18 protein-coding genes are annotated in these 22,276 nt (G+C 64.2%); 9 read left to right on the top strand and 9 right to left on the bottom strand.

What is annotated here, in order from left to right:
- The first annotated feature begins 171 nt into the window (after nt 1–171).
- On the top strand, nt 172–702 hold the full coding sequence (locus tag GTP69_RS08780; protein WP_161054522.1) for a GNAT family N-acetyltransferase: 531 nt from the start codon (nt 172–174) through the stop codon (nt 700–702).
- A 57-nt stretch (nt 703–759) separates the two neighbouring features.
- Here the strand turns inward: GTP69_RS08780 and GTP69_RS08775 are convergent, their stop codons facing one another.
- Nucleotides 760–1,734, bottom strand: coding sequence for a LysR substrate-binding domain-containing protein (locus GTP69_RS08775; RefSeq protein ID WP_161054521.1), 975 nt, complete (start codon nt 1,732–1,734; stop codon nt 760–762).
- Nucleotides 1,735–1,862: 128 nt separating this feature from the next.
- Between GTP69_RS08775 and GTP69_RS08770 the strand changes: the two genes are divergently transcribed.
- Nucleotides 1,863–4,151, top strand: coding sequence for an NADP-dependent malic enzyme (locus GTP69_RS08770; protein ID WP_161054520.1), 2,289 nt, complete (start codon nt 1,863–1,865; stop codon nt 4,149–4,151).
- Between the two features lie 273 nt (nt 4,152–4,424).
- The gene (locus tag GTP69_RS08765; protein ID WP_161054519.1) at nt 4,425–5,180 is read left to right on the top strand and encodes a CPBP family intramembrane glutamic endopeptidase; all 756 of its coding nucleotides are present in this window, start codon (nt 4,425–4,427) and stop codon (nt 5,178–5,180) included.
- Here GTP69_RS08765 and GTP69_RS08760 read toward each other — a convergent pair.
- The 6 genes from GTP69_RS08760 to GTP69_RS08735 form a co-directional block, all read right to left on the bottom strand.
- The gene (locus GTP69_RS08760) at nt 5,174–6,082 is read right to left on the bottom strand and encodes an AraC family transcriptional regulator (RefSeq protein WP_229260859.1); all 909 of its coding nucleotides are present in this window, start codon (nt 6,080–6,082) and stop codon (nt 5,174–5,176) included. The two genes, GTP69_RS08765 and GTP69_RS08760, sit on opposite strands and share 7 nt — an antisense overlap.
- A gap of 41 nt (nt 6,083–6,123) precedes the next feature.
- Nucleotides 6,124–6,558 carry a GlcG/HbpS family heme-binding protein gene (locus GTP69_RS08755; RefSeq protein WP_161054517.1) on the bottom strand — a complete coding sequence of 145 codons (435 nt, stop codon included), beginning with the start codon at nt 6,556–6,558 and terminating at the stop codon, nt 6,124–6,126.
- 143 nt (nt 6,559–6,701) lie between these two features.
- Nucleotides 6,702–6,983, bottom strand: coding sequence for a YkgJ family cysteine cluster protein (locus tag GTP69_RS08750; protein WP_161054516.1), 282 nt, complete (start codon nt 6,981–6,983; stop codon nt 6,702–6,704).
- 12 nt (nt 6,984–6,995) lie between these two features.
- Nucleotides 6,996–7,760, bottom strand: coding sequence for an alpha/beta fold hydrolase (locus tag GTP69_RS08745; protein WP_161054515.1), 765 nt, complete (start codon nt 7,758–7,760; stop codon nt 6,996–6,998).
- Nucleotides 7,757–8,773 carry a M14 family zinc carboxypeptidase gene (locus GTP69_RS08740; RefSeq protein WP_161054514.1) on the bottom strand — a complete coding sequence of 339 codons (1,017 nt, stop codon included), beginning with the start codon at nt 8,771–8,773 and terminating at the stop codon, nt 7,757–7,759. The genes GTP69_RS08745 and GTP69_RS08740 overlap by 4 nt, the downstream gene beginning before the upstream one ends.
- 45 nt (nt 8,774–8,818) lie before the next feature.
- Nucleotides 8,819–9,718, bottom strand: coding sequence for a LysR family transcriptional regulator (locus GTP69_RS08735; RefSeq protein ID WP_161054513.1), 900 nt, complete (start codon nt 9,716–9,718; stop codon nt 8,819–8,821).
- A gap of 102 nt (nt 9,719–9,820) precedes the next feature.
- Between GTP69_RS08735 and GTP69_RS08730 the strand changes: the two genes are divergently transcribed.
- From GTP69_RS08730 to GTP69_RS08710, 5 genes are all read left to right on the top strand, one after another.
- Complete coding sequence (locus GTP69_RS08730) at nt 9,821–10,837, top strand: aldo/keto reductase (RefSeq protein ID WP_161054512.1); 1,017 nt, start codon at nt 9,821–9,823, stop codon at nt 10,835–10,837.
- Nucleotides 10,838–10,839: 2 nt separating this feature from the next.
- On the top strand, nt 10,840–11,247 hold the full coding sequence (locus tag GTP69_RS08725; protein WP_161054511.1) for an SRPBCC family protein: 408 nt from the start codon (nt 10,840–10,842) through the stop codon (nt 11,245–11,247).
- On the top strand, nt 11,244–12,047 hold the full coding sequence (dkgB, locus tag GTP69_RS08720) for a 2,5-didehydrogluconate reductase DkgB (protein WP_161054510.1): 804 nt from the start codon (nt 11,244–11,246) through the stop codon (nt 12,045–12,047). Before GTP69_RS08725 ends, dkgB begins: the two co-directional genes overlap by 4 nt.
- A 132-nt stretch (nt 12,048–12,179) precedes the next feature.
- The gene (locus tag GTP69_RS08715; RefSeq protein WP_161054509.1) at nt 12,180–13,784 is read left to right on the top strand and encodes an ABC-F family ATP-binding cassette domain-containing protein; all 1,605 of its coding nucleotides are present in this window, start codon (nt 12,180–12,182) and stop codon (nt 13,782–13,784) included.
- Between the two features lie 94 nt (nt 13,785–13,878).
- Complete coding sequence (locus GTP69_RS08710; RefSeq protein ID WP_161054508.1) at nt 13,879–15,969, top strand: putative bifunctional diguanylate cyclase/phosphodiesterase; 2,091 nt, start codon at nt 13,879–13,881, stop codon at nt 15,967–15,969.
- Here the strand turns inward: GTP69_RS08710 and GTP69_RS08705 are convergent.
- Both GTP69_RS08705 and GTP69_RS08700 read right to left on the bottom strand, forming a co-directional pair.
- Nucleotides 15,959–17,935 (bottom strand): glycoside hydrolase family 97 protein, encoded by a 1,977-nt coding sequence (locus GTP69_RS08705; RefSeq protein ID WP_161054507.1) that lies wholly within the window; start codon nt 17,933–17,935, stop codon nt 15,959–15,961. The genes GTP69_RS08710 and GTP69_RS08705 overlap by 11 nt on opposite strands.
- Before the next feature lie 84 nt (nt 17,936–18,019).
- Nucleotides 18,020–20,977, bottom strand: a complete 2,958-nt coding sequence (locus GTP69_RS08700; protein WP_161054506.1) for a sensor histidine kinase — start codon at nt 20,975–20,977, stop codon at nt 18,020–18,022.
- 127 nt (nt 20,978–21,104) lie between these two features.
- Between GTP69_RS08700 and GTP69_RS08695 the strand changes: the two genes are divergently transcribed.
- Nucleotides 21,105–22,226 carry a serine hydrolase domain-containing protein gene (locus tag GTP69_RS08695; RefSeq protein ID WP_202424346.1) on the top strand — a complete coding sequence of 374 codons (1,122 nt, stop codon included), beginning with the start codon at nt 21,105–21,107 and terminating at the stop codon, nt 22,224–22,226.
- Nucleotides 22,227–22,276 lie beyond the last annotated feature (50 nt).

Here is a 22,276-nt window from a genome sequence, read left to right as displayed (position 1 = left end):
TTTTTCTTGCAGGAGATAGCCATGACACAACCCGAATTCCTGATGCGCTTCAAGCGCGAGCTGGTCAGCCTGCTGTCGCAAATGGCGCTGCGCCAGTGACGTTTCTCTTGTATGGTGGATGGCGTTTCCAGTATAGTGGAAATTCATCCTTCCACCACCGAGAGCTATTCCATGAGCAAGCACACCGTCGTGCAGTGCAGTTTCGAGCGGCACGCAGGCGCCATCCTGGACATCTTCAACGACGCCATCCTGAACTCCACCGCGCTGTACGAATACAAGCCGCGCACTCCGGCGGTGATGACCACCTGGTTTGACACCAAGCGCAATGGCGGGTTCCCGGTGATCGGCATCGAGGATGAACACGGCGTGCTGGCCGGTTTCGGCAGCTACGGCACCTTCCGCGCCTTCCCGGCGTTCAAGTACACGGTGGAGCATTCGGTGTACATCCACAAAGACCATCGCGGCAAGGGGCTGGGCAAGCAGCTGATGCAGGAACTGATCGCCGCCGCCCGCGCCAACAACCTGCACGCCATGATGGGCGGCATCGACGCCGCCAACGCCGGCAGCATCAAGCTGCACGAAGGCCTCGGCTTCAAGCATGTCGGCACCCTGCCGCAAGTCGGCTTCAAATTCGGCAACTGGCTGGACCTGGCTTTCTATCAGCTGATTCTGGATACGCCGGCGCAACCGGTTGACGGTTAAATATTCGTCTTGGTGCCAGACGGATGATTATGTCGCCTGGCGTGACCACGTTGATTTCTAAGACGAGAATCCTGCGCAAATTTTCTGGCAGGAAGCGTGTAGCGCGTTGGCGAACAGTTGCTCAGCTTTGCGCGGCAGACCATCCGAGCGCATGAATAAGGCAATCGGAGAAAGTGTCCAATCAATCGAATACGGGACGATCGCCACGCCGACGACGCGTACCAGCTCTTCTGCAATATCGGCAGGAACAATCGAGATGGCTCTTTCGTTCGCTGCAATCATTTCACCGATCAATTTCGCTGAATAGCTTTCCACAACAGGTACGGGAGGCGCTATGCCCGCGCCGAGAAAAATGGCCGCCACCTGCTCTCGCATGGGCGTGTTGGGCGCGCCCAGTATCCAGTCCAGATCAACCATCTTGCGCCAATCCAGGCGCACACGCCCCAGTTGCGCCGCCAGGCGGCGACTGGCGATGAGTCGCGGCTGCTGACGATATAACACCTCGAATCGGATGTTCGTCTGATTCACGCCGGAAGAGGCGCGCCCGATGACGAGATCGAGAGCGTGCTCGCTCAATTGTGCCAGCAACTGGTCGCTGGTTCCCTCGTGAATCGTTACGGTCAGCTGCTGGTCGCCATCCAGCCGGGTCTGCTGAATCGCACTGCTGAGTATCTGCCCCGAAATGAAAGGTGTGATGCCGATATGCAGATGCCCGCCATAGCCGGCTGTTTGCGTCTCGATGTCGCGCACCAGGTGGCGCAGATCATGGACCATCGCGCCGGCCCGTTCCAGCACCACCTTGCCCAATTCCGTTGGCGCCATGCCACGCACCGACCGATCAAAGAGCGGGCCGCCAAACATCCCTTCCAATTCGGCGAGCGCGTTGGTAATGGCCGGCTGGGTGCTGGCCATGTGCTCGGCCACACGGGTCAGTGACTTGTGCTGCTGTATTTGCAATAGCAAGAGCAGATGGCGCATCTTCAGGCGGGTACTCAGGCGTCGCAGCAAGGCGCTTGGATCAAATAGGTCCATGGGCAACGAGCTTTCATCAGATAAATATGATGGGATCATAACAAATCAAAATGATATGGATATACCGCTTGCCTAAACTGGCTGCAAGTCATCGCCATGACGATCAACCACCAACAAGAGGAGAACATATGAATCAGACCGACCGCCAAGCCGCCCTGGAATACCACCAGTACCCGTCCCCTGGAAAAATTTCCGTAACAGCAAGCAAGCCCCTGGTGACCCAGCGCGACCTGACCTTGGCCTACACGCCAGGCGTGGCGGCGGCCTGCGAAGAGATCGTCGCCGATCCGCTCAACGCGTTTCGCTACACGGCGCGCGGCAATCTGGTGGGCGTCATTACCAATGGCACGGCGGTGCTCGGACTGGGCAATATCGGCGCATTGGCGTCCAAGCCGGTGATGGAAGGTAAGGCGGTCCTGTTCAAGAAGTTTGCCGGCATCGATGTCTTCGATATCGAAATCAACGAGACCGATCCGGACAAGCTGGTCACCATCATTGCTGGGCTGGAAGCGACGTTCGGTGGCATCAACCTGGAAGATATCAAGGCGCCGGAATGCTTCTCGGTCGAGCGCCAGCTGCGTGAGCGCATGAAGATTCCAGTGTTCCATGATGATCAGCACGGCACCGCGATCACGGTATCGGCGGCGTTCATCAACGGTCTGAAAGTCGCCGGGAAGAAGATCACCGAGGTCAAGGTGGTGGTGTCGGGGGCCGGCGCGGCCGCCTTGGGGTGCCTGGAATTGATGATGGATCTGGGCTTGCCGCTGGAGAATATCTGGGTCACCGACATCGATGGCGTGGTCTACGAAGGCCGTCCTACCCTGATGGATCCTGACAAGCAGCGCTATGCGCGCCACACCGATCTGCGCACGCTGGCGCAGGTGATCGAAGGCGCTGACGTGTTCCTGGGCCTGTCCGCCGGTAACGTCTTGAAGAAAGAAATGGTTGCCAGCATGGCCGAACGTCCGCTGATCCTGGCGCTGGCCAACCCCACGCCCGAGATCCTGCCCGAGGTGGCGCTGGCGGTGCGTGACGATATCGTCATGGCGACCGGCCGCTCGGACTATCCGAACCAGGTCAACAACGTGCTGTGCTTTCCGTATATCTTCCGTGGCGCGCTGGACGTGGGCGCGACGAGCATCACCCGTGCAATGGAAGTCGCCGCGGTCTACGCCATTGCAACCCTGGCGGAAGAAGAACAGAACGACGTCGTCGCCGCCGCGTATGGCAGCTATGACCTGGCGTTCGGTCCCGAGTATTTCATCCCCAAGCCTTTCGATCCGCGCCTGATCGTGCGCATCGCACCGGCGGTCGCCAAGGCGGCCATGGAAGACGGCGTCGCCACACGGCCGATTGCCGATCTGGACGCCTACGTGGAACAGCTGCAGCAATTTGTCTACCACTCGGGCGCGTTCATGAAACCGCTGTTCGCTGCCGCCAAACAACGTGTGCGCGACGGCGGCAAGGCCCGCATCGTATTTACCGAGGGCGAAGACGAGCGCGTGCTGCGCGCAGTGCAGGTCATCGTTGATGAAAAGCTGGCGCGGCCTATCCTGGTCGGTCGTCCCGCCGTGCTGTTGGCGCGCATCCAGAAATTCGGCTTGCGTCTTCGCCTGGGGCAGGACGTCGAGGTCACCAGCCCGGATTACGACGAACGCTTCCATCAGTACTGGACCACGTATTGGGATTTGATGTGCCGTGAAGGCATCACCAAGGAGATGGCGCGGGTCGAAATGCGCCGCCGCCTGACGCTGATCGGCGCCATGATGGTGCGCCTGGGGGACGCCGATGGCATGATCTGCGGCACCGTTGGCGCTTATCACGACCACCTTCGCTATGTCGACCAGGTCATCGGCAAGAAACCCGGCGCGCACACCTATGCCGCCATGAACATCCTGCTGCTTGACCAGCGCACGGTCGCCTTGGTCGACACGCATGTGAATGACGATCCGACTGCGGAGCAGATCGCCGAGTTCACCATCGCTGCCGCAGAAGAACTGGCCTTGCTGAATCTGGCGCCCAAGGCGGCGTTGCTGTCCCGGTCCAATTTCGGTTCGGCGAGTTCGGCATCCGGCAGCAAGATGCGGCAGGCCCTGAAACTCATCACCGAGCGCGCCCCCGCGCTGGAAGTCGATGGCGAAATGCATGGCGATTGCGCGCTTGATGCGACCTTGCGGTCGCAGATCCTGCCGGACTCGCGCCTCACCGGCTCCGCCAATCTACTGGTGTGCCCGAACGTCGATGCCGGCAACATCGCCTACAACCTGCTCAAGACTGCCGCAGGCAGCAATGTCGCAGTCGGGCCGTTTTTGCTCGGTGTGAATGCCCCGGTGCATATTCTGACCTCCAGCTCGACCGTACGACGCATCATCAACATGGCTGCGCTGACGGTTCTGGACGCCAACCGCTCGTCTTGATGATCTCCTCGCCGCGCCATCGTGCTCATAGTTTTGTGTAAGAAAAACAGACTAACTTGTCTTCATCTGCGCACGGCGCAAGACTATGATGCACCTCCGTCGCCAATGACGCTTTTTCGGATCAAAGGAGCATCATCACCATGAAAAAGGATGTGGTTATCCCGCCCGCTGTAGATTATCCAGCCCGTCAGATATGGATATTCCTGGCGGCAGTCTGTTTTTTTTTCTGCGATGTCAGACACGCTGCGAATTCATGTGGATCATCAAAATCCCATGCTGGACCGCTTCGCCATGTGGGGGCCTACCGGCGCGGCAGTGATTACCTGCTGGATCTGTCGCATCGATATTCGTACGCTGGGCTGGCAATGGCCGTCAACGCGCTGGCTGGTTCTCGGTTATTGCGTGCCGCCCCTGTATTCGGCGGTGGCGTATCTGTGCGTGTGGGCCTTCATTCCCCAGGCTTTCGCGCTCGACGCCTTCATGTCTGCCGTGGCGGGAGCATATAACCTGGCCGACTACAAGGTCTTCGGCACTTTTGTCGTCGGCATTCCCTTGTTGTTGACGGTGGGAATAATCGCCAGCCTCACGTGGGCTCTGGGCGAGGAGTTGGGCTGGCGCGACTTCCTGTTTCCAAGGCTGATGGCGCGCTTTGGCTTTCGCGGCGCTTGCCTGATCAGCGGTCTGATCTGGGCGGTCTGGCACTATCCTGGCTTGGTCTGGGGGCATTACAACGCCGGGACGAATCCAGTATATGCACTCACCTGTTTCACCTTGTCGATCACAGCGGCGGCATTTATCTCTGGATGGTTGCGGCTGCGCAGCGGCAGTGTCTGGCCTTGCGCCCTGCTGCACGCCAGTCACAACCTGTTTGTCCAATCGATCTTCGACGGGCTGACAGCGAAGACCGGTCCGGTGCTTTACCTGACCACCGAGTTCGGTCTGGCCCTTACCCTGACCACCGGCCTGGCTGCGTGGATCCTGTGCCGGTATCCCGCTGCCAGGCAGCCAGCCGGCGTGGCGCTTCAGTGAGAGGAGACAAAGGTCGGATTCGCAAATGCCGGAATGGCGAAGCCTGCGCGCATGCGCCTCGCTTCGGCGGCAGGCGTCAGGCCGAACAGGCGCTTGAATTCCCGGTTGAACTGGGATGGATTGGTGTAGCCGACCGCGAGGCTCGCGACCTCGGCCGTCAAATCCTGACGCACCATCAACAGGCGCGCCTGATGAAGCCGCGTCGATTTCACATACTGGATGGGCGAGACCTTGGTAACGGCCTTGAAGTGGCTGTGAAAACTCGGCACGCTCATACCGGCCTCGTGCGCCAGTCGCGCCACGTCCAGTGCCTGGGCGTATTCGGCATGGATGAGACGCAAGGACTTGCCGATGCGCCCGAACTGTCCACGCATGGCCAGTGATTCCCGCATTGAGCTGCCCTGCGGTCCAGTCAGTACCCTGAAGTACAACTCGCGCAGCAGGCCGGGGCCCAGGACGATGGCTTCCAACGGCCGGCTCATGACCTCGATGAAACGCGCTACCGACATCCGCATCTCATTGTCCATCGGTGTGGACAGCATGCATTGCGGCGGCTGCACGGGGGCTGCCAGGCCGGCATGGTCGATCTGTGCGGCCAGTTCCGCTGCCAGGGAAAAATCCAGGTGCAGATATAGCGCGAGCAAAGGATGTCCTGGCGTGGCGTCCGTTTCCATGCTGAACGGAACCGGCGCGGACACGGCCAAATAATGGTGCTCATCATAAAGATACACCTGGTTGCCGAAGTAGCCGCGCTTGCGGCCCTGGCAGACGATCACGATGCCGGGGTCGTACAGCACGGGCATCCGCGCCAGGGCTCGGTTGGAGCGCAACACGCGCACGCCCGGCAGGGCTGTCAAGTTGTAGCCCTCGTTTGGCGCCAGCCTCAGTAGCTGGGCCGCCATGCGTGTTGCGGAGCCGCCAGGTTGATTCCCGTCAGCAGGGGTCATTGCAAGAAGCCGGCGGCACGCAACGCGTCCTCGGCGGCTTCATGGTCTTGAATGGATGTGCCGCCCGAAATGCCGATGCCGCCCACCAGACGTCCTTCATCGAAGATCGGTACGCCGCCGCCTACCGCCATCAACCGTGCCTGATGCGCCAGCGGGGCAACGGCAGGTTCGGCCATGTACTGATTCCATTGGTGTGTGGACATGCCGAACGAGGCGGCGGTCCATGCTTTGTCGACGGCCACATCGGCGGTCAGAAACGGGGCAGCATCGGCACGCTCGAAAGCGCGCAGGTGACCGCCTGCATCGGTAACGGCGATGGTTGCGGCGAACCCACGCGTTGCGCAGGCGCGGCGCGCCTCTGCCAGCAGTGCTTGCGCGGCCTCCAGGCTGATGGCGCTTGTGCTGATGGTCTTGGCGATTGGTGATTGCATATCAGTCCTTTATCAGAAAGTGAGGCTATGGTAGCTTTCTGGAATTCGCGGGTAAATGTTTCTTTTGAAGAAATACTTTCTTGATTTTGAAGAAAATGATTCGGCTAGATGCGACCCCGTTCGACTGCTTTGCGATGCGATGATTAATATTGTGGAGCGGTTGCTTGCTCTAAATCCGCCAGCCATTGGATGGCGTGTTCGCGGCTGGCGCCGCACATGTCGGCGGCGGGTTGCAGGCCGGCGCAGAAGGCGGGGCGTTCGGGGCGGCCGAACACCAGGCAGCGGTTGTCGTCGGCCAGCTGGATGCAGCGCACGCCGGCGGGTTTGCCGTTCGGCATGCCGGGCAGGGGACTGGTGATGGAGGGGGCGGTGCAGCAGGCGCCGCAGTTGGGCCGGCACTCCAGCTTGGCGGTGGTCGGATTCATAGGGGCGGTATTTTACCGCGCTTCGCTGGCGGCCAGCCATTTCCCTACTTCGTGCGCCACCCACTCGCCGGCGTCCAGCGGCAGGTCGTGGCCGGCAGTGGGGTGGATCGCGTGCGCGGCTTGCCAGGCATTGGCCAGGTTGGCCGAGCAGCGCGGATCGACCAACTGGTCGCCACCGCTGCTTAACACCAGCAGCGGCGCCGTTGGCCGCGCAGCCGGTGCGCGGAAGCGGGCGGCGGACCATAGCTGGCGAAGCGCATTGGCGCGCGTGACCGGATATTCGCGCTGGTATTCCAGCCAGCGTTTCAGCAAGCCGTCGCGCTGCTCGCTGTCGCCTTCGCGGCTGGTCAGGCGCAGGATCAGGCGTTCCTGGTTTTCCACGCCGCCTTTCAGCATCAGTTTTAAAATCGATGGATAGTTCTGCCAGCGCAGCCGCTGGTGGAAGCGGCTATACGGCCGCATGCTGGTGTTGATCAGCACGCAGCGCGCAATCTCCTGCGGATAGCGGCTGGCCCATTCCACCGCCACCATGCCGCCCAGCGACAGCGCCAGCAGCGAGTAGGGCGCCGGCACGCCGCGCGCGCGCAAGTCGGCGCGGCAGAATTCCACCATCTCGGCCACGGTGGTGGCGCTGTGCTGCGCGTGATGCTTGCCGTTGCCCGGCAGGTCGGGCGTGGTGATGCTGGCGTCCGGCAGCACCTTCGCCAGCTGGCCGGGGAAGCGTCCCCAGTGACGCTGTTCGCGCATCAGGCCGCGCAGCAGAACCCAGTGGCTCATGTGTGATACCACTGCGTCAGCGCGCGGCGGTGCTGGATGGTGCGCGCCATGCCTTCGGGCAGCCAGCGTCCGTGGCTGTTCGCGGCGCGCATCAGGAAGTCGAACAGGATCAGGTGGCGCCGCAGCACGCGCTGCAAGCGGTGCCGCGCGGTCGGGTTGAACATGGCGATGCGGTCGAAGATCTGGCGCGGATTTTTTTTCACCCACAACCACGAGCCCATCTCCAGCGTGAACGGCAGGAACACGCGGTCGCTATAGCTAGTGCCGTTCAGGTACAGGTAGTCCCACAGGTCGCCGTGGGTGCGGTACTGGCGGCTCTGCGGTTCAAACACGTAGTTGTGATTCGGGTAGCTCTGGCTGAACAGCTGTTCCAGCGCGCCGATGTCGGCCAGATGGGGAATCGGCGTGGCGGTGTGCGCATGCGGGAACCACACGCGGTCGCGCAGGCCGAAGCCGGAGTGGCAGTCGAGCGCCATGCTGAATTGGCGCGTCAGCAGTTCGCGTTCCACCAGGTCGCACACGGCCTGGCTTTCCGGCTCCATCGGCGCGCCCTCGGCGCCGCGGTACCACGGCAGGTGATGGCTGTAGCGCTGGCCGCCCAGCATGAACGGCACTTTCTCGACCGCGCTCAAGGGCGCGTTGCGCATCAGGTCCACGCCTTGCGGATTGCAGCGCGTGGCTTGCCACATGCCGCCCGGATTCACCAGCGGCATGAACACCAGCCGCATCGACTCCAGTTGCTGGTGCAGCGTGCTGTCCCAGCGCAGCCGCGCCAGCAGGCTTTCGAGGAACGACAGCACCACCTGGGTGCCGATCCGTTCCAGTCCGTGGATGCCGCCGAAGAAGCCCAGCGCCGGCACGTCCGGACTCGGGTTGCCGATCGCGATGGTGTAGACCGGGAACTGGCGGCCATCCATCGCCACGGTGCAGGAGGTGGCGACTTCAAGATGCTTCCCGCCTTCGTCGATCAGACGTTTCAGGGTGATCAGTTCGGGCAGGTTCTTCTCAGGCATACGGGGTGGCGCAAAAAGATATGACCGCCAGTGTAGCCGATATTGCTAGCCTTTCGTCGCCAGTGCCAGCAGTGTTTCGCGGAAGGTGGCGACCAGCGGCCGCAGGTTGATGCGGTGCCACGCCGCCCACACCGCCGCGTGGTAGGTGAACCACGGCAGTTCGCGCATCACCACGCCGGGTGGCGCCTGGTGGCGCAAGCCTTGCTGCACCAGCGCGATGCCCAGTCCCGCCGCCACCAGCCCGAGCGCGGTGGTCGGCTCACTGGCTTCCATCTTGATGTTGGGCGTGAAGCCGGAGCGCACGCAGGCCGCCACGAACTGGTGGTGATGGTCGCCGGTCTCCTGATGGCGCACGACGATGAATTCCTGGCCGGCCAGGTCGGATGGCTGCAATGCGGCGATGTCGCACAGCGGATGGCCTTCGGGCAGGGCCAGCATCATCGGGTCGCTCAGCACCTTCACGCTTTCCAGGTCGGGATCGTCGATGGCCGGCGGATCGCAGATCAGCGCGATGTCCAGGCTGCGCTGGCGCAGGCCTTCCAGCTGCTCGGACGAGTGCAGGCTATACAGCGCCACGTGCACGTGCGGCCGCGAGGCGCGCAGGTCGCGCAGGCCGGCCGGCAGCACGCCGGCGTGCATGGCGTTTTCGATGTAGCCGATGCACAGGCCACCTTCGTCGCCGCGCCCAAGGCGCTTGGCCAGTCCTTCCAGCCGCGAGGCGTGGGTCAAGAAAGCCTGGGTCTCGGCCAGGAAGGTGCGGCCGTCGCGGGTCAGGCGGATGCGCTGCTGGCTGCGCTCGAACAGCGTCAGGCCCAGCTTTTCTTCCAGCTGGGCGATCTGCCGGCTCAGCGGCGATTGCGAGATGTGCAGCTTTTCAGCAGCACGCCCCACATGCTCCTCCTCAGCCACGGTGACGAAGTATTGGAGTTGGCGAATGTCTAACATATCAGACCTTATGGGACTCAAGTGGTGCAAATTATGTCTTGGACAGTCTGATGTAGTCAATCTAAACTTGCTTCACTTTCTTCATCACTTAAAGGAATCAAGATGAGTATCCGTCAAAAACTGAATGGCAAACTGGGCTTCGGCACCGCGCCGCTGGGTAATATGTTCCGCAACATTCCGGAGGCCGAAGCGCTGGCCACGGTGGATGCGGCCTGGGAACAGGGCATCCGCCACTTCGACACCGCGCCGCTGTACGGCGCCGGCCTGGCCGAGCTGCGTCTGGGCGAAGCGCTGGCCAAGCGCAATCGCGACGACTATGTATTGGCCACCAAAGTCGGTCGCCTGATCCTTGATGAAATCGAAGATCCGTCGCAGCGCGACATGGGCGAAAAAGGCGGCGTGTTCGAATTTGGCCGTCCGAACAAAATCGTCAACGACTATAGCGCCGACGCTACGCTGCGTTCGATCGAAGACAGCCTGAAACGCTTGAAGACCGATCATCTGGACATCGTCTACGTCCACGACGTCGCCCAGGATTTCTATGGCGATGAATGGATCGGCCAATTCGAGATCGCCCGCACCGGCGCCTTCCGCATGCTGGACCGCCTGCGCAACGAAGGCGTGATCAAGGCCTGGGGCCTGGGCGTCAACCGCGTGGAAGCGCTGGAACTGCTGCTGGACCTGAACGAGCCGCAGCCCAACGCTACGCTGCTCGCCGGCCGCTACACGCTGCTGGATCACGAACGCGCGCTGCAACGCGCCTTGCCGGCGGCGCTCAAGCGCGGTGTCGACATCGTGGTCGGCGGTCCATACAGCTCGGGTATCCTGGCCGGCGGCGCGCACTTCGAATACCAGAAGGCGCCGGCGGACATCATCGCCAAGGTGGAACGCATCAAGGCCATCGCGCAGAAGCATGGCGTCAGCGTAAAGGCGGCGGCGTTGCAGTTCTCGCTGGCCCATCCTGCGGTGGCGGCGGTGATTCCTGGCGCCAGCCGTCCGGAACGCATCGCCGAAGATCACGCGGCGCTGAACGAAGTGATTCCAGCGGCATTCTGGCAGGAGATGCGCGCACAAAACCTGGTGGCCGCCGACGCGCCGCTGCCTGGCGAGAAGGCGTAATCATGGCCAGCACCATCGCCAGCATCACGCTTCCTGTGACTGCGGACAGGGTGTGGCAACTGATCGGCGGCTTCAATGCGCTGCCCGATTGGCTGCCGTACATTCCGCACAGCGAATTGAGCGAGGGTGGCCGCGTGCGCACCCTGGCCAATCCGGCAGGTGAAGCGATTGTCGAACGTCTTGAGACGTTCAACGACAAGGAGCGTTACTACAGCTATTCGATCCTGAAGGCGCCGTTCCCGGCCAGGGATTATCTGGCGACGCTGCGGGTCACGCCGCAAGGCGATTCGGCCTCGGTGGTCGAATGGTCCGGCAGCTTTACGCCGGTGGGCGTCAGCGAACAAGAAATCACGCAGCTGTTCCACGGTATTTACACCGATGGCCTGCAAGCACTCAAGGAGCAAGTATGAGCATTCCACAATTAGGTATTGGTACTTTCCGCCTGCAAGGCGAGGTGGTGATCGATTCGGTGCGCAATGGCCTGGAAGCCGGCTACCGCGTGATCGATACCGCGCAAATCTACGGTAACGAGGCGGAAGTGGGCGCGGCGATTGCGGCCAGCGGCGTGCCGCGTTCGGAGCTGTTCATCACCACGAAGATCTGGATCGCCAACCTGTCGAAGGAAAAGCTGATTGCAAGCCTGAAAGAGAGCCTGGCCAAGCTGCGCACCGACTACGTTGACCTGACCTTGATCCACTGGCCGTCGCCAGGCGGCGAGGTGCCGGTGGCGGAATTCATGGCGGCGCTGGCGGAAGCCAAGGCGCAAGGGTTGACGCGCCAGATCGGCGTCTCCAACTTTACGGTGGAGCTGATGCAGCAGGCGATTGATGCAGTCGGCGCGCCGGCGATTGCCACCAACCAGATCGAGCTGCATCCGTATCTGCAAAACCGCAAGGTGGCGGAGTTCGCGCGCGAGCATGGCATTCACATCACGTCGTACATGACGCTGGCCTACGGCAAAGTGCTGGGCGATGCGGTGATCCAGCAGATCGCTGCGCGTCACCACGCCACGCCGGCGCAGGTGGTGCTGGCGTGGGCGATGCAGCTGGGTTATGCGGTGATTCCGTCGTCGACCAAGCGCGCCAATTTGGACAGCAACCTGAAAGCGCTGGACCTGAAACTGAGCGACGACGACATGGCGCAGATCGCGGCGCTGGAGCGCAATGAGCGCCTGACCAGCCCTGACGGTCTGGCGCCAGCCTGGGACTAAGCAGCACCGCGTGCCGGGTAGACGCCCGGCCGCAGGCCTGCTATATTCGCGCCATGTGATCCGATGATGCCCTTTCCTGATTAACCACGTGTCCCGCAACGGGACGGTTTTCACGCATCATTTGGAATCATCATGGCGCATCTCTCCCTGACGCTGGAAAGCGTTTCTTACATGCTGGCCGACGGCCGCATTCTGTTCCAGAACCTGAACGAAGTATTCGACCAGCGCCGCACTGGCCTGGTGGGCCGCAATGGCGTCGGCAAGAGCGTGCTGGCGCGCCTGCTAGCCGGCGAGTTGACGCCGTCGGCGGGCCGCATCGCGCGCAGCGGCGCGGTGCATTATCTGTCGCAGCAGATCGCGCAGCATGGCACGGTGGCGAAGCTGGCCGGCGTCGACGCCACGCTGGCGGCATTGCAGCGCATCGAGAACGGCAGCGCCGATCCGGCCGATTTCGACGCCGTCGGCGAACGCTGGGATCTGCGCGAGCGCTTGCAGTCCGAGCTCGATCGCAGCGGCTTGCCGCACCTGCGGCCGGAGACGCCGGCTGCCTCCCTGAGTGGCGGCGAGGCGATGCGCGTATCGCTGATCGCCGCCTGGCTGTCCGACGCCGCTTTCCTGATCCTCGATGAACCAAGCAATCACCTCGACCGAGCCAACCGACTGGCGCTGATGGCGCAGTTGCAGCGCTGGCCCAACGGCCTGCTGGTGGTCAGCCACGACCGCGAACTGCTGGAGCAGATGACGCGCATTGTCGAACTGTCGCCACTGGGCATGCGCAGCTACGGCGGCGGCTATGCCTTCTACGCCGAATGCAAGGAGGCCGAACGCGAGAGCGCGCAACGCCAGCTGGACCAGCGCAAACTGGAACGCAAGCGCGACACGCAGGCCATGCGCGATCAGCAGGAGAAGCAGGAGCGCCGCCTGGCGAAAGGCGCCAGCGATGGACGCGACGCCAATCAGGCCAAGATCCTGCTGGGCGGGCAGAAGAACCGCGCGCAAGGCACGGCCGGCAAGCTGCGGCAGCAGCACGCGGCGCAGCAGGAGGCTTTGTCGCAGCGGGTGCAGGAAGCTGCGCAGCAGATCGCGCCCAGCGCCGCCATCGCCATGCATGCACTGGCCGCACCGCAGGCCGCGCGTTTGCGGCTGGCGGAACTGGAGGACGTGATGCTGCCCTATGCGCCGCCGGCCACGCGCCACATCAGCCTGACCATCAGCGGCCAGCAGCGCATCGGCGTGGTGGGGCCGAACGGCTGCGGCAAATCGACCTTGCTCAAACTGTTGGCCGGCCAGCTGCAACCTTTGGCCGGCCGCTGCGAGGTGCGGGCGCGCGCCGCGTATCTCGATCAGCAATTGACGCAGCTGGCGCCGCAGCGTTCGGCGATTGAACATCTGCTGGACGCCAACCGCGAAGCCGGCGAGTCGGCGCTGCGCACCCATCTTGCGCAAATGGGTCTGGATGCGCAACTGGCGGCGGCGCCGGTCGGCCTGCTCAGCGGCGGTGAACGGTTGAAGGTGGCGCTGGCCTGCGCGCTGTACGCACATCCGCCGGCGCAGCTGTTGCTGCTGGATGAGCCGAGCAACCATCTGGACCTCGATTCGCTGGCCGCGCTGGAAGCCATGCTGCGCCAATACCAGGGCGCGCTGCTGGTGGTGTCGCATGATGAGGTGTTCATGCAGGCGCTGAACCTGACGCACCGTTTGCAGGCTAGCGCCGACGGTTGGGGACTCAGTGAGTAGGCGCTTACTGCCGGTTCGATTCATTACCGTATAGCGGCTTTGACTGCCGCTTATGGTACTGTCGTTCGGTAGTGGGCAGCACGCGAGGTACACGATGGATATGCATATACTGGCGGTGACATCTGACCCAGCTGAGCGCCAGCAGCTGGAACGCATGCGGGGCAGTTCGCCAACCGATGACGCCGTCATCACGCTGCGGTTTGCCGGCGACCTGGCCGATCTCTGCCGCGCCGCCGCGCTGGCGCCCGACCTCATCCTGGTCAATCCCCTGTTGGAAGACACCCCGGTGAGCGACGTCTGGCATGCATTGTCGGTCGCCTGCGACCGCACGCCGGTGGTGATCCTGGCGCCCGACACCGGCCTGCCGCAGGCGCAGGAGGCGGTACGGCTGGGCGCGGTGACCTACATCGTCACCGCCTCCACCTCGCGCGAGCTGTTGCGCCGGATCTTGCAGTCGGTGGTGGTGGCCACGCGCTTCAGCCAGTCGCCGGCGACCGATCACCGCCAGGACGGGCTGGTACTGGAGTCGATCGCCGATGCCGTCATCAGCACGGATGAATGGGGCCGGGTCAGCTATTGCAACCTGGCCGGGCGCCGCTTGCTGGGACTGGAGATGGCGCAGCTGCTGGGCCGGCCGATCAACGAACTGATGCGGCTGCAAGATCCCAAGTCGCACATCGAGATGGAGCACCCGGCGTTACAGACATTGGCCAGCGGTGCGGTGGTGCGGATCGCGCCCGGCAGCATCCTGATCCGTCCGGACGGCAGCGAGTTGATGATCGAGGACGCTACCGCGCCGATCCACGACCGCTGCGGTCGCGTGTGCGGCGTGGTGATGGTGTTCCACGACATGACCAATGCGCGCGAGCTGCAGGCCCAGGTCGATCACCTGGCCTGGCACGATTTCCTGACCGGGCTGCCGAACCGCTTTGCCGCCCAGCGCCACCTGAACCGCATCCTCAAGGAAGCCGAGGCGGACCGTCTTCCGCTGGCGGTCATGTATCTGGACCTGGACAAGTTCAAGCTGGTCAACGACACGCTGGGCCACGCCGCCGGCGACGCGCTGCTGGTATCGGTGGCGGCGCGCCTGCGCGGCTGCTTCCGCGTGGTGGACTTGATCAGCCGCCAGGGCGGCGACGAATTCGTGGTGCTGATGGCGCCCGGCAGCGACCGCGCCGACGCCACCCAGGCGGCGCAGCGCATCAGCGCCGCCGTGGCGCTGCCGCACCAGCTGGACGGTGAACCGATCCACATCGGCTGCAGCATCGGCATCGCCGTGTATCCCGGCGACGGCGACAGCGGCGACGTGCTGCTGCGGCATGCCGACACCGCGCTGCACGCGGCCAAGGCGGCTGGCCGCAATGTCTGGCGCTTCTTCAATCAGGATTTGCTGAGCACCGCGATCGAGCGGCGGCAGATGGAAAACGGTCTACGGCAGGCGCTCGGCACCGCCCAGTTCGAGCTGTTTTACCAACCCAAGGTCCAGCTCAGCGACGGCGCCCTATGCGGCTGCGAAGCGCTGCTCCGCTGGCAGCACCCGGTGTGGGGCTGGGTCGATCCGGCGCGTTTCATCCGCAGCGCCGAAGAGTCGGGGCTGATCGTGCCGCTGGGCCGCTGGGTGCTGAGCCAGGCGCTCAGCCAGGCCAAGCGCTGGGAACGCGAGGGGCGCATGCCAGGTGCGATGGCGGTCAATGTGTCGGCGCTGGAAATGCGGCAGGGCGACTTTGCCGGCTACATCGGCGATCATCTGGCCGAAGCCGGCCTCGATCCGGCCTGTCTGCAACTGGAGTTGACCGAGTCGGCGCTGGTGCGTGATGTGAACGGCGCCAGCGCGCTGTTGCAGCGCCTGAAGAGTATCGGCGTGTCGCTGGCGATCGACGATTTCGGCACCGGCTATTCCAGCCTGAGCTACCTGGCCGATTTGCCGATCGACCTGCTCAAGGTCGACCGCAGCTTTGTGCACGGCATCGACCACGCCGCGCCGCGCCGCCAGACCCTGCTGCGCGCGGTGCTGGCGCTGGCCGACAACCTGGCGATTGCGGCGGTGGCGGAAGGCGTGGAAACCGGACGCGAAGCCGATTTCCTGACCGAGGCGGGGTGTGTGCAGGGCCAGGGTTATTACTACAGCCGGGCGGTGGATGCACACACCTTCGAGCAGATGTTCCTGGCGCCGCCTAGGGTTTGATCACCGCCACCGCGCCGCCGGATGGCGCCAGCTTGAGCGTGATGGTTTGCGTGGCCGTCACCGTGCTGTCGCTGGCTGCCAGGTGGCTGGCGTCGGCGCCGTCCTGCAGCAGTTGCGCTTTATGTGTGCCCTTGCCGAGGAAGGACAGCGGCACCTTCAGCGTGCGTCCGGATTCGTTGGTCATGGCGCCGATATACCAGACATCGCCCTTGCGGCGGGCCGAGACGATGTACTCGCCGATGTCGCCTGCGATGATGCGCGTCTCGTCCCAGGTGGTCGGCACGCCCTGGATGAACTCGGCGCCATCGGCCCAGCTGCCGTCGGCATTGCGGTAGGCGGCCGGGCTATCGGACACCATCTGGAACGGGCTGTCGTACACCACGTACATGGCGATGGCCTGGCCGCGCGTGGTCATCACCAGCGGCTCGTGGTTGCGTGAGGCGAAAGTGGATGGCGTGGCGTTGTGGAAGCCTCCCGGCGTGTAATCCATCGGCCCCAGGATCATGCGCGTGAACGGCAGCGTGACGTTGTGGGTGGCGGTGATGCGCGCGCTCCACTTGTTGTTTTCCGCCCCCAGTACGCCTTCCTGCGTGACGTAGTTGGGCCAGGTGCGGTTGAGGCCATTCGGCGGATAGGCGCCGTGCAGGTCGACCATCAGCTTGTGCTCGGCGGCCTTGCTCAGCACCTTGTGATACCAGTCCACCATCTCCTGGTCGTTGCGGTTCATGAAGTCGACCTTGATGCCCTTGATGCCCCAGGCGGCGTATTGCCGGAAGGCGGCGTCCATCTGGTTGTCCAGCTGCTGCCACTGCACCCACAGCCACACGCCCACGCCTTGCGATTGCGCGTAGTGCAGCAGCGCCGGCATGTCCAGCGCCGGCTTGGCGCGGGTGACGTCGGCCTGCGGATTCGGCTCGACATCGCTGCCCACCGACCAGCCTTCGTCGATCAGGATATCGTCCAGCTTCATCGCCTTGGAAAAGTCGACGAAGGCTTTGTAGGTGTCGGTGTTGACGCCGGCGTTGGGCACGTTGACGGCCCAGTCGTTCCACCAGTCCCACGAGGTCTTGGCCGGCTTGATCCAGCTGGTGTCCTTGATCTGCGACGGCGCCGCCAAGGTCGGAATCAGCGACGATGCGGTCAGGTCGCCTGGCGTATCGCCCAGCATCACCACGCGCCATGGCGTCTGGAAGCCCTGGCCCTTCAGCTGCACGCTGGCGGAGACGGTTTTGCGGAAACGGTAGTCGCGGTTGTTGTCGAAACGGGGCGGCAGCGTCACCATCACGCCCAGGCCGGCATCGCCACGGCCGGACAGGTAGAAGCCGGGATAGTCCTTGACGTCCGATTCGGCGATGGCGAAGGTGGTATTGCCGGCGCCGGTCTTGCACACCAGCGGCGCCATGTAGTTGTGGAAGTTGCGGATGCCGGAGGCCTTGGTGCGGTCGTATTCCGCCTCGAAGCTGGTGTCGAAGCGGCCCATGTTGGCGCCCCAGCAGTCGTAGTCCTTGGCGAAGTTGAACTGGGTGGCTTCGTTCATCACCTTGAAGCTCGACACGCCGGCTTGCTCCGGCACCACGTAGCGCAGGGCGACGCCGTTGTCGTAGGCGCGCACGATCAGCTGAAATTGCGGCTTGCCGGCGAAGCTGAGCGTGGACTGCTGGTAGTGGTCTGGTGCGCTGCGCGCTTTGCCCAGCACAATCTCGTAGGTGTCGTTGACGGTGGTTTCCGCGTGGCCGCTCAGTTTGGCGCCGGGGCCGATGGCGCCGATGTCGAGGTTGAGGCCGAGCGGCGAGGGCTCGATGATGCGCTTGCCGTCGCGGCTGACGCTGTAGGTCAGCTTGTCGCTGTCGATGCTGACCGCGTTGCGGCCGTTGGGCGACTTGACCGTCACGGTGTCGGCCCAGGCGGGCGAGGCAAAGGTAGCGGCCAGCGCCAGCAGGCTGGCGGCGCGGATGGAATCTGTCATGGGGATGTCTCCTTATCGTTTTCCCCCATTCTGCAATCAGCGCGGTTGTGATGCAATTACGAAATTCACCAACCGTCCGACTGTTTATTCATCCGTCGCGTAACACAGCCTGGCGGACGCTTTTAGCGACATCACCGTGCCCTGGCCGGGCGAGCTGGTAATGTCGATGGCGGCGCCGGCGTAGCGGGCCCGTTCGCGCATGCCGACCATGCCGAAATGGCGTTCCTTGATGCGGTTGCGCACTTCGTCCTGGTCCAGGCCACGGCCGTCGTCGGCCACCTGCAGCACCAGCGCGTCGTCGTGGTATTCGATGCGCACCGTGACCTTGCTGGCGCGCGCGTGCTGGAAGGCGTTGCGCAGCGCTTCCTGGGCGATCGCCGCCAGTTCATCCTGCACCGGCGGCGACAGCGGCCGCGCCTCGCCCTCGGTGGCCAGCTCGAACTGGGTAGTGCTGTGCAGCGCCGCCAGCGCCACGCCGGTCTGGTTCAGCTGCTGCTCGATATCCAGGCCGCTGCGCAGCAACTGCACCTGGTCGCGGCCTTCTTCGATGGCGCGGTCGGCGTCGTCCAGGATGGCTTCCAGGCGGGCGCGCGGTTCGCTGCCCTCAGGCATCCTGGTCAGCACCGCATACACGCGCAGCACCAGGGTCTGCACGCTTTGCAGGAAGGTGTCGTGCAAGGTGCGGGCGATGCGTGCGCGCTCGTCCATCCGCACCTGTAGCCGGCTGGCGATGGCGGCGGTGGCTTTCTTCAGCCGGTACTGGTACCAGCCGGCCAGCAGCAGCGCCGCGAACACCACGCACAGCAGCTGGAACCACCAGGTCTGTACCACGGTCGGCGCGATTTCCAGCGGTACCGAGGCCACCGTCTCGCTGGCCATGTCGTCCTCATTGACCGCGCGCACGCTGAAGGTGTAGCGGCCGGGCCCGATGTTGGTGTAGTAGGCGGCGCGGCGGGTGCCGGAGTCCTGCCAGTGCTGGTCCACGCCTTTGAGGAAATACTGGAAGCGCATGCCCTCCGGCTTGCGCAGTCCCGGTGCGGTGAACTGGATGTTGAAGTTGCGCGTGCCGGCCGGCAGTTGCACGCGGCCGGTGGCCGGATAGCTGCGCTCGTCGGTGGCTACGCGCAGCAGTTGCACCACCGGCTTGACCGGGTTGGGGCGCAGCTGGGTGGTGTCCAGCGTGACCAGGCCGCCGGTGGCGCGAAACCATAGCCGGCCGTTACCGGCGTTGTAGATGGTCGGCAGGCGGTTTTCCATCGCCGCGCGGCCGGGATAGCCTTCCAGCGCGTCGATCACGGTGTAGACCAGCGGCACCTGCGGCTGCCGCAGCGAGGCCTCCCAATCGGTGCTGCGGATGCGCACCACGCCCTTGGCGCCGTTCAGCCAGCGGTCGCCGTCCGGCGTCACCGTCATGCCGGTGACGTTGCGCAGCGCCGCCGCATCGGCCGGCGCCAGCAGCACGAACTGGTTGCCGCGCTGGACGGCGAGGCCGTGGTCGCCGGCCACCACCAGCTGCGGGCCGGGAAAGATGCCGGACTCCTGGCCGACCATGCTGATGTCGTAACGGGTCAACTTGTCGTTGTCGTAGAAACTCAGGCCGCCGTCGTTGTGGCTCAGCCACAGCTGGCCGACGCCGCCGGCCGCCGACATGGCAATGCGCGGCGGCAGGTTGAAGCGCGAGCGCGGCAGCCAGGCGCCGTCGACCAGGGCCATCAGGCCGGTCTGGATCGACGCCATCCACAGCCGCTTGCCGTCGTCGAGCAGGCCCAGCACGGTCAGGTCGACCGGCTTGCCATCGGGCGCGGGCAGCGGGATGCGGCTCGACTTGCCATGATAGATGCGTTCGATCTCGCGCGACCCGGCCAGCAGCAGCGCGCCGTCGCGGTCATTGGCCACCACCTGCGCGCTGCGGTGCGGGTCGCGCACCGGCGCCGCGCCGGCTGTGAGCTGCCATACCGTGTGGGTGGTCCATTCGGCCGCCCACAGCCGGCCCTCGGTATCGCTGGCGGTGGTCAGGGAGGCGGCGGGACCGGCAATGCGCACCGGCACCAGTTTGTTCTCGCGAAAACGGTCCAGGCCATTCTGGGTGGCGACCCAGATATTGCCTTCGCGGTCTTCCAGCAGGTTGTTGGTGGTCAGCGCGCTCAGTTGCCAGGGCTGGTCGAGGCGGTCGTTGGCCTGGCGCGCGACGTCGATCGGCGCGGCGGCCAGCTCGCCGGCGCGCGCCACCCGGCACAGGCCGTGCGGGCAGTGCAAGGCCCACAGGTTGCCGTCGCGGTCGAACTGGCCGTGGGTGCGCGACTCGGCGCTGTTGAAGTCCGGCTGACGCGGCAAGTGCACGCCCAGCGGCGGCGCCGGCACCGGCATCACCCGCTCGCCGCTGTTGGCCCAGATACGGCCGTCCGGCGACTGGATCAGATTACCGCGCAGCGCGTTGCCGCCGACCCGCACCACTTTGTCCTGGCTGCGGTCGTACAGGTACACGGCGTCGCGGTTCGAGGCCCAGACCCGGCCATACTGGTCGACCAGGATGCTCAGCGTCTGATTGGTCCAGTCGATGCCGCTGGCCATGGTTTGCCATTGGCCGTTGACGTATCGGTGCAGGCCGCGCACCGATACCGTCCAGAGCGTGCCGTCACGGTCAGTGGCCATCGAGGCGACCGATCCCGGCTTGGGCGCGCCGGCCGGCGCCAGGTCGGTCAGCTTGCCATCCGGATGCAGCACCTGCACGCCTTCCAGCTCATAGCTGATCAGCAGGTCGCCGTTGTCGCTGGCGTGCAGGCTGAAGATGCGGCTGCGCTTGAGCGGGTAGCGTTCGAAGCTGACGCCGTCAAAGCGGTACAGGCCGTCCGAGGTGCCCAGCCACAGCCAGCCGTCGCGGGTCTGCGCCATGCACTGGATATTGGACGGCACGCCGTCTTTCTCGCTCCAGCTGGCACGGTTGAGGTCTTCCAGGCGGATGGTGGGATTCAGCGCCTGCGCCGTATGCCAAAGCAAGAGCGCGACCAGGCCAGCTGCAAGTTTCCATCGGTTCCTGCGCATCGGAATATCCCTGCTGGCAAAATGTGTATTCTAAGTTGATAGCCTACTACGGCGGCCCTATCTTTTGGCCGGGACTGGCTACTACCTGTGGTACGCTGCTGCGATCGATTTTAAGGAGAAGCTTGCTGTGGATCGTCGTCAATGTCTTGCCTTGGCCGGGGCGGTGGCCCTTGGCCGTGTGGTGCCTGCTTTTGCCTCGGACCAGGGAGCGCGTTATGACGCGGTCCTGGCCGATTACTACGACTTCAACGGCACGGTGGCGGTCAGCCTGGGGCCGGAGGTGTGGTACACCAACGCCGTCGGCAGCGCCAATCCCCAGACTAACACGCCGATGGCGCTGAATACGCGCTTTGAAACCGGCTCGGTGTCGAAATGGGTGGCCGCCATGGTGGTGATGAAGCTGGTCGACATGGGCAAGCTGGCGCTGGACGAGCCGATCACGCGCTACCTGCCGGACTACCGCGCCGACACCGGCGCCCGTCTCACGCTGCGCCATCTGATGAGCCATACCAGCGGTGTGCCGAACGAGATTCTGGAGGCGCGCAAGGCGCATCCGGAAATGCGCGACCAGCCGCTGGAGCAGATGGAGGCGGTGCGCCGCTACGCCAGCGGTGAGCTGCGCTTCAAGCCCGGCAGCGAGTGGGACTATTCGCATTCCAACTGGCTGATCGTCAAGGCGATCGTTGAACACGTCAGCGGCCAGTCGTACCGCGAGTGCGTGTCGGCGTGGCTGCTGGCGCCGCTCCAGCTGCACAACAGCGGCATCTTCAGCGGCGACTCGGACAAGGTGGCCGGCATGGCGTTGGCCTACACGCCGGCCACGCAAACGCCGCCGTGGACCCGCAATGTCAGTCCGGTGCCGGATTACATGGCCATGGCCGGCGGCTTCTACAGCAGCGCCACCGACATGCTGTTCCTGATGAACGGCGTGCTGGGCGGCAGCATCCTGACGCCGGCCTCGCGCGCCACGCTGTTGCGCGTCAACCGGCAGGAGCAGCACTACGCGCTGGGCGGCCGCACGCAACTGGCGGGCATCGCCGGCCAGCCGCGCGAGTGCGCATGGGAAGACGGCTCGAATGGCGGCTTCCGCCTGGTGGCGCGGCGCGTGCTGGCCGACGACGTCAACGTGGTGGTGTTCAACAACAGCAGCTACGACCATCGCAAGCTGGGCCTGCTGGCCAGCGCGCTCACGGAAGCGGCCTATGCCGGCTTTAATCCGATGCGTTACCGCAAGGCGCCGGGCGCCTAGCATTGCAGCCGGTGTGGCGTCCTGGTGACGCCCGCCGGCACATGCAAATT

The sequence above is a fragment of the Duganella levis genome (assembly GCF_009857605.1).
In the GTDB taxonomy this organism is placed as follows: domain Bacteria; phylum Pseudomonadota; class Gammaproteobacteria; order Burkholderiales; family Burkholderiaceae_D; genus Rugamonas; species Rugamonas levis.
The sequence above is the reverse complement of the archived record's forward strand: the minus strand, read 5'-3'. Positions and strand labels throughout refer to the sequence as shown.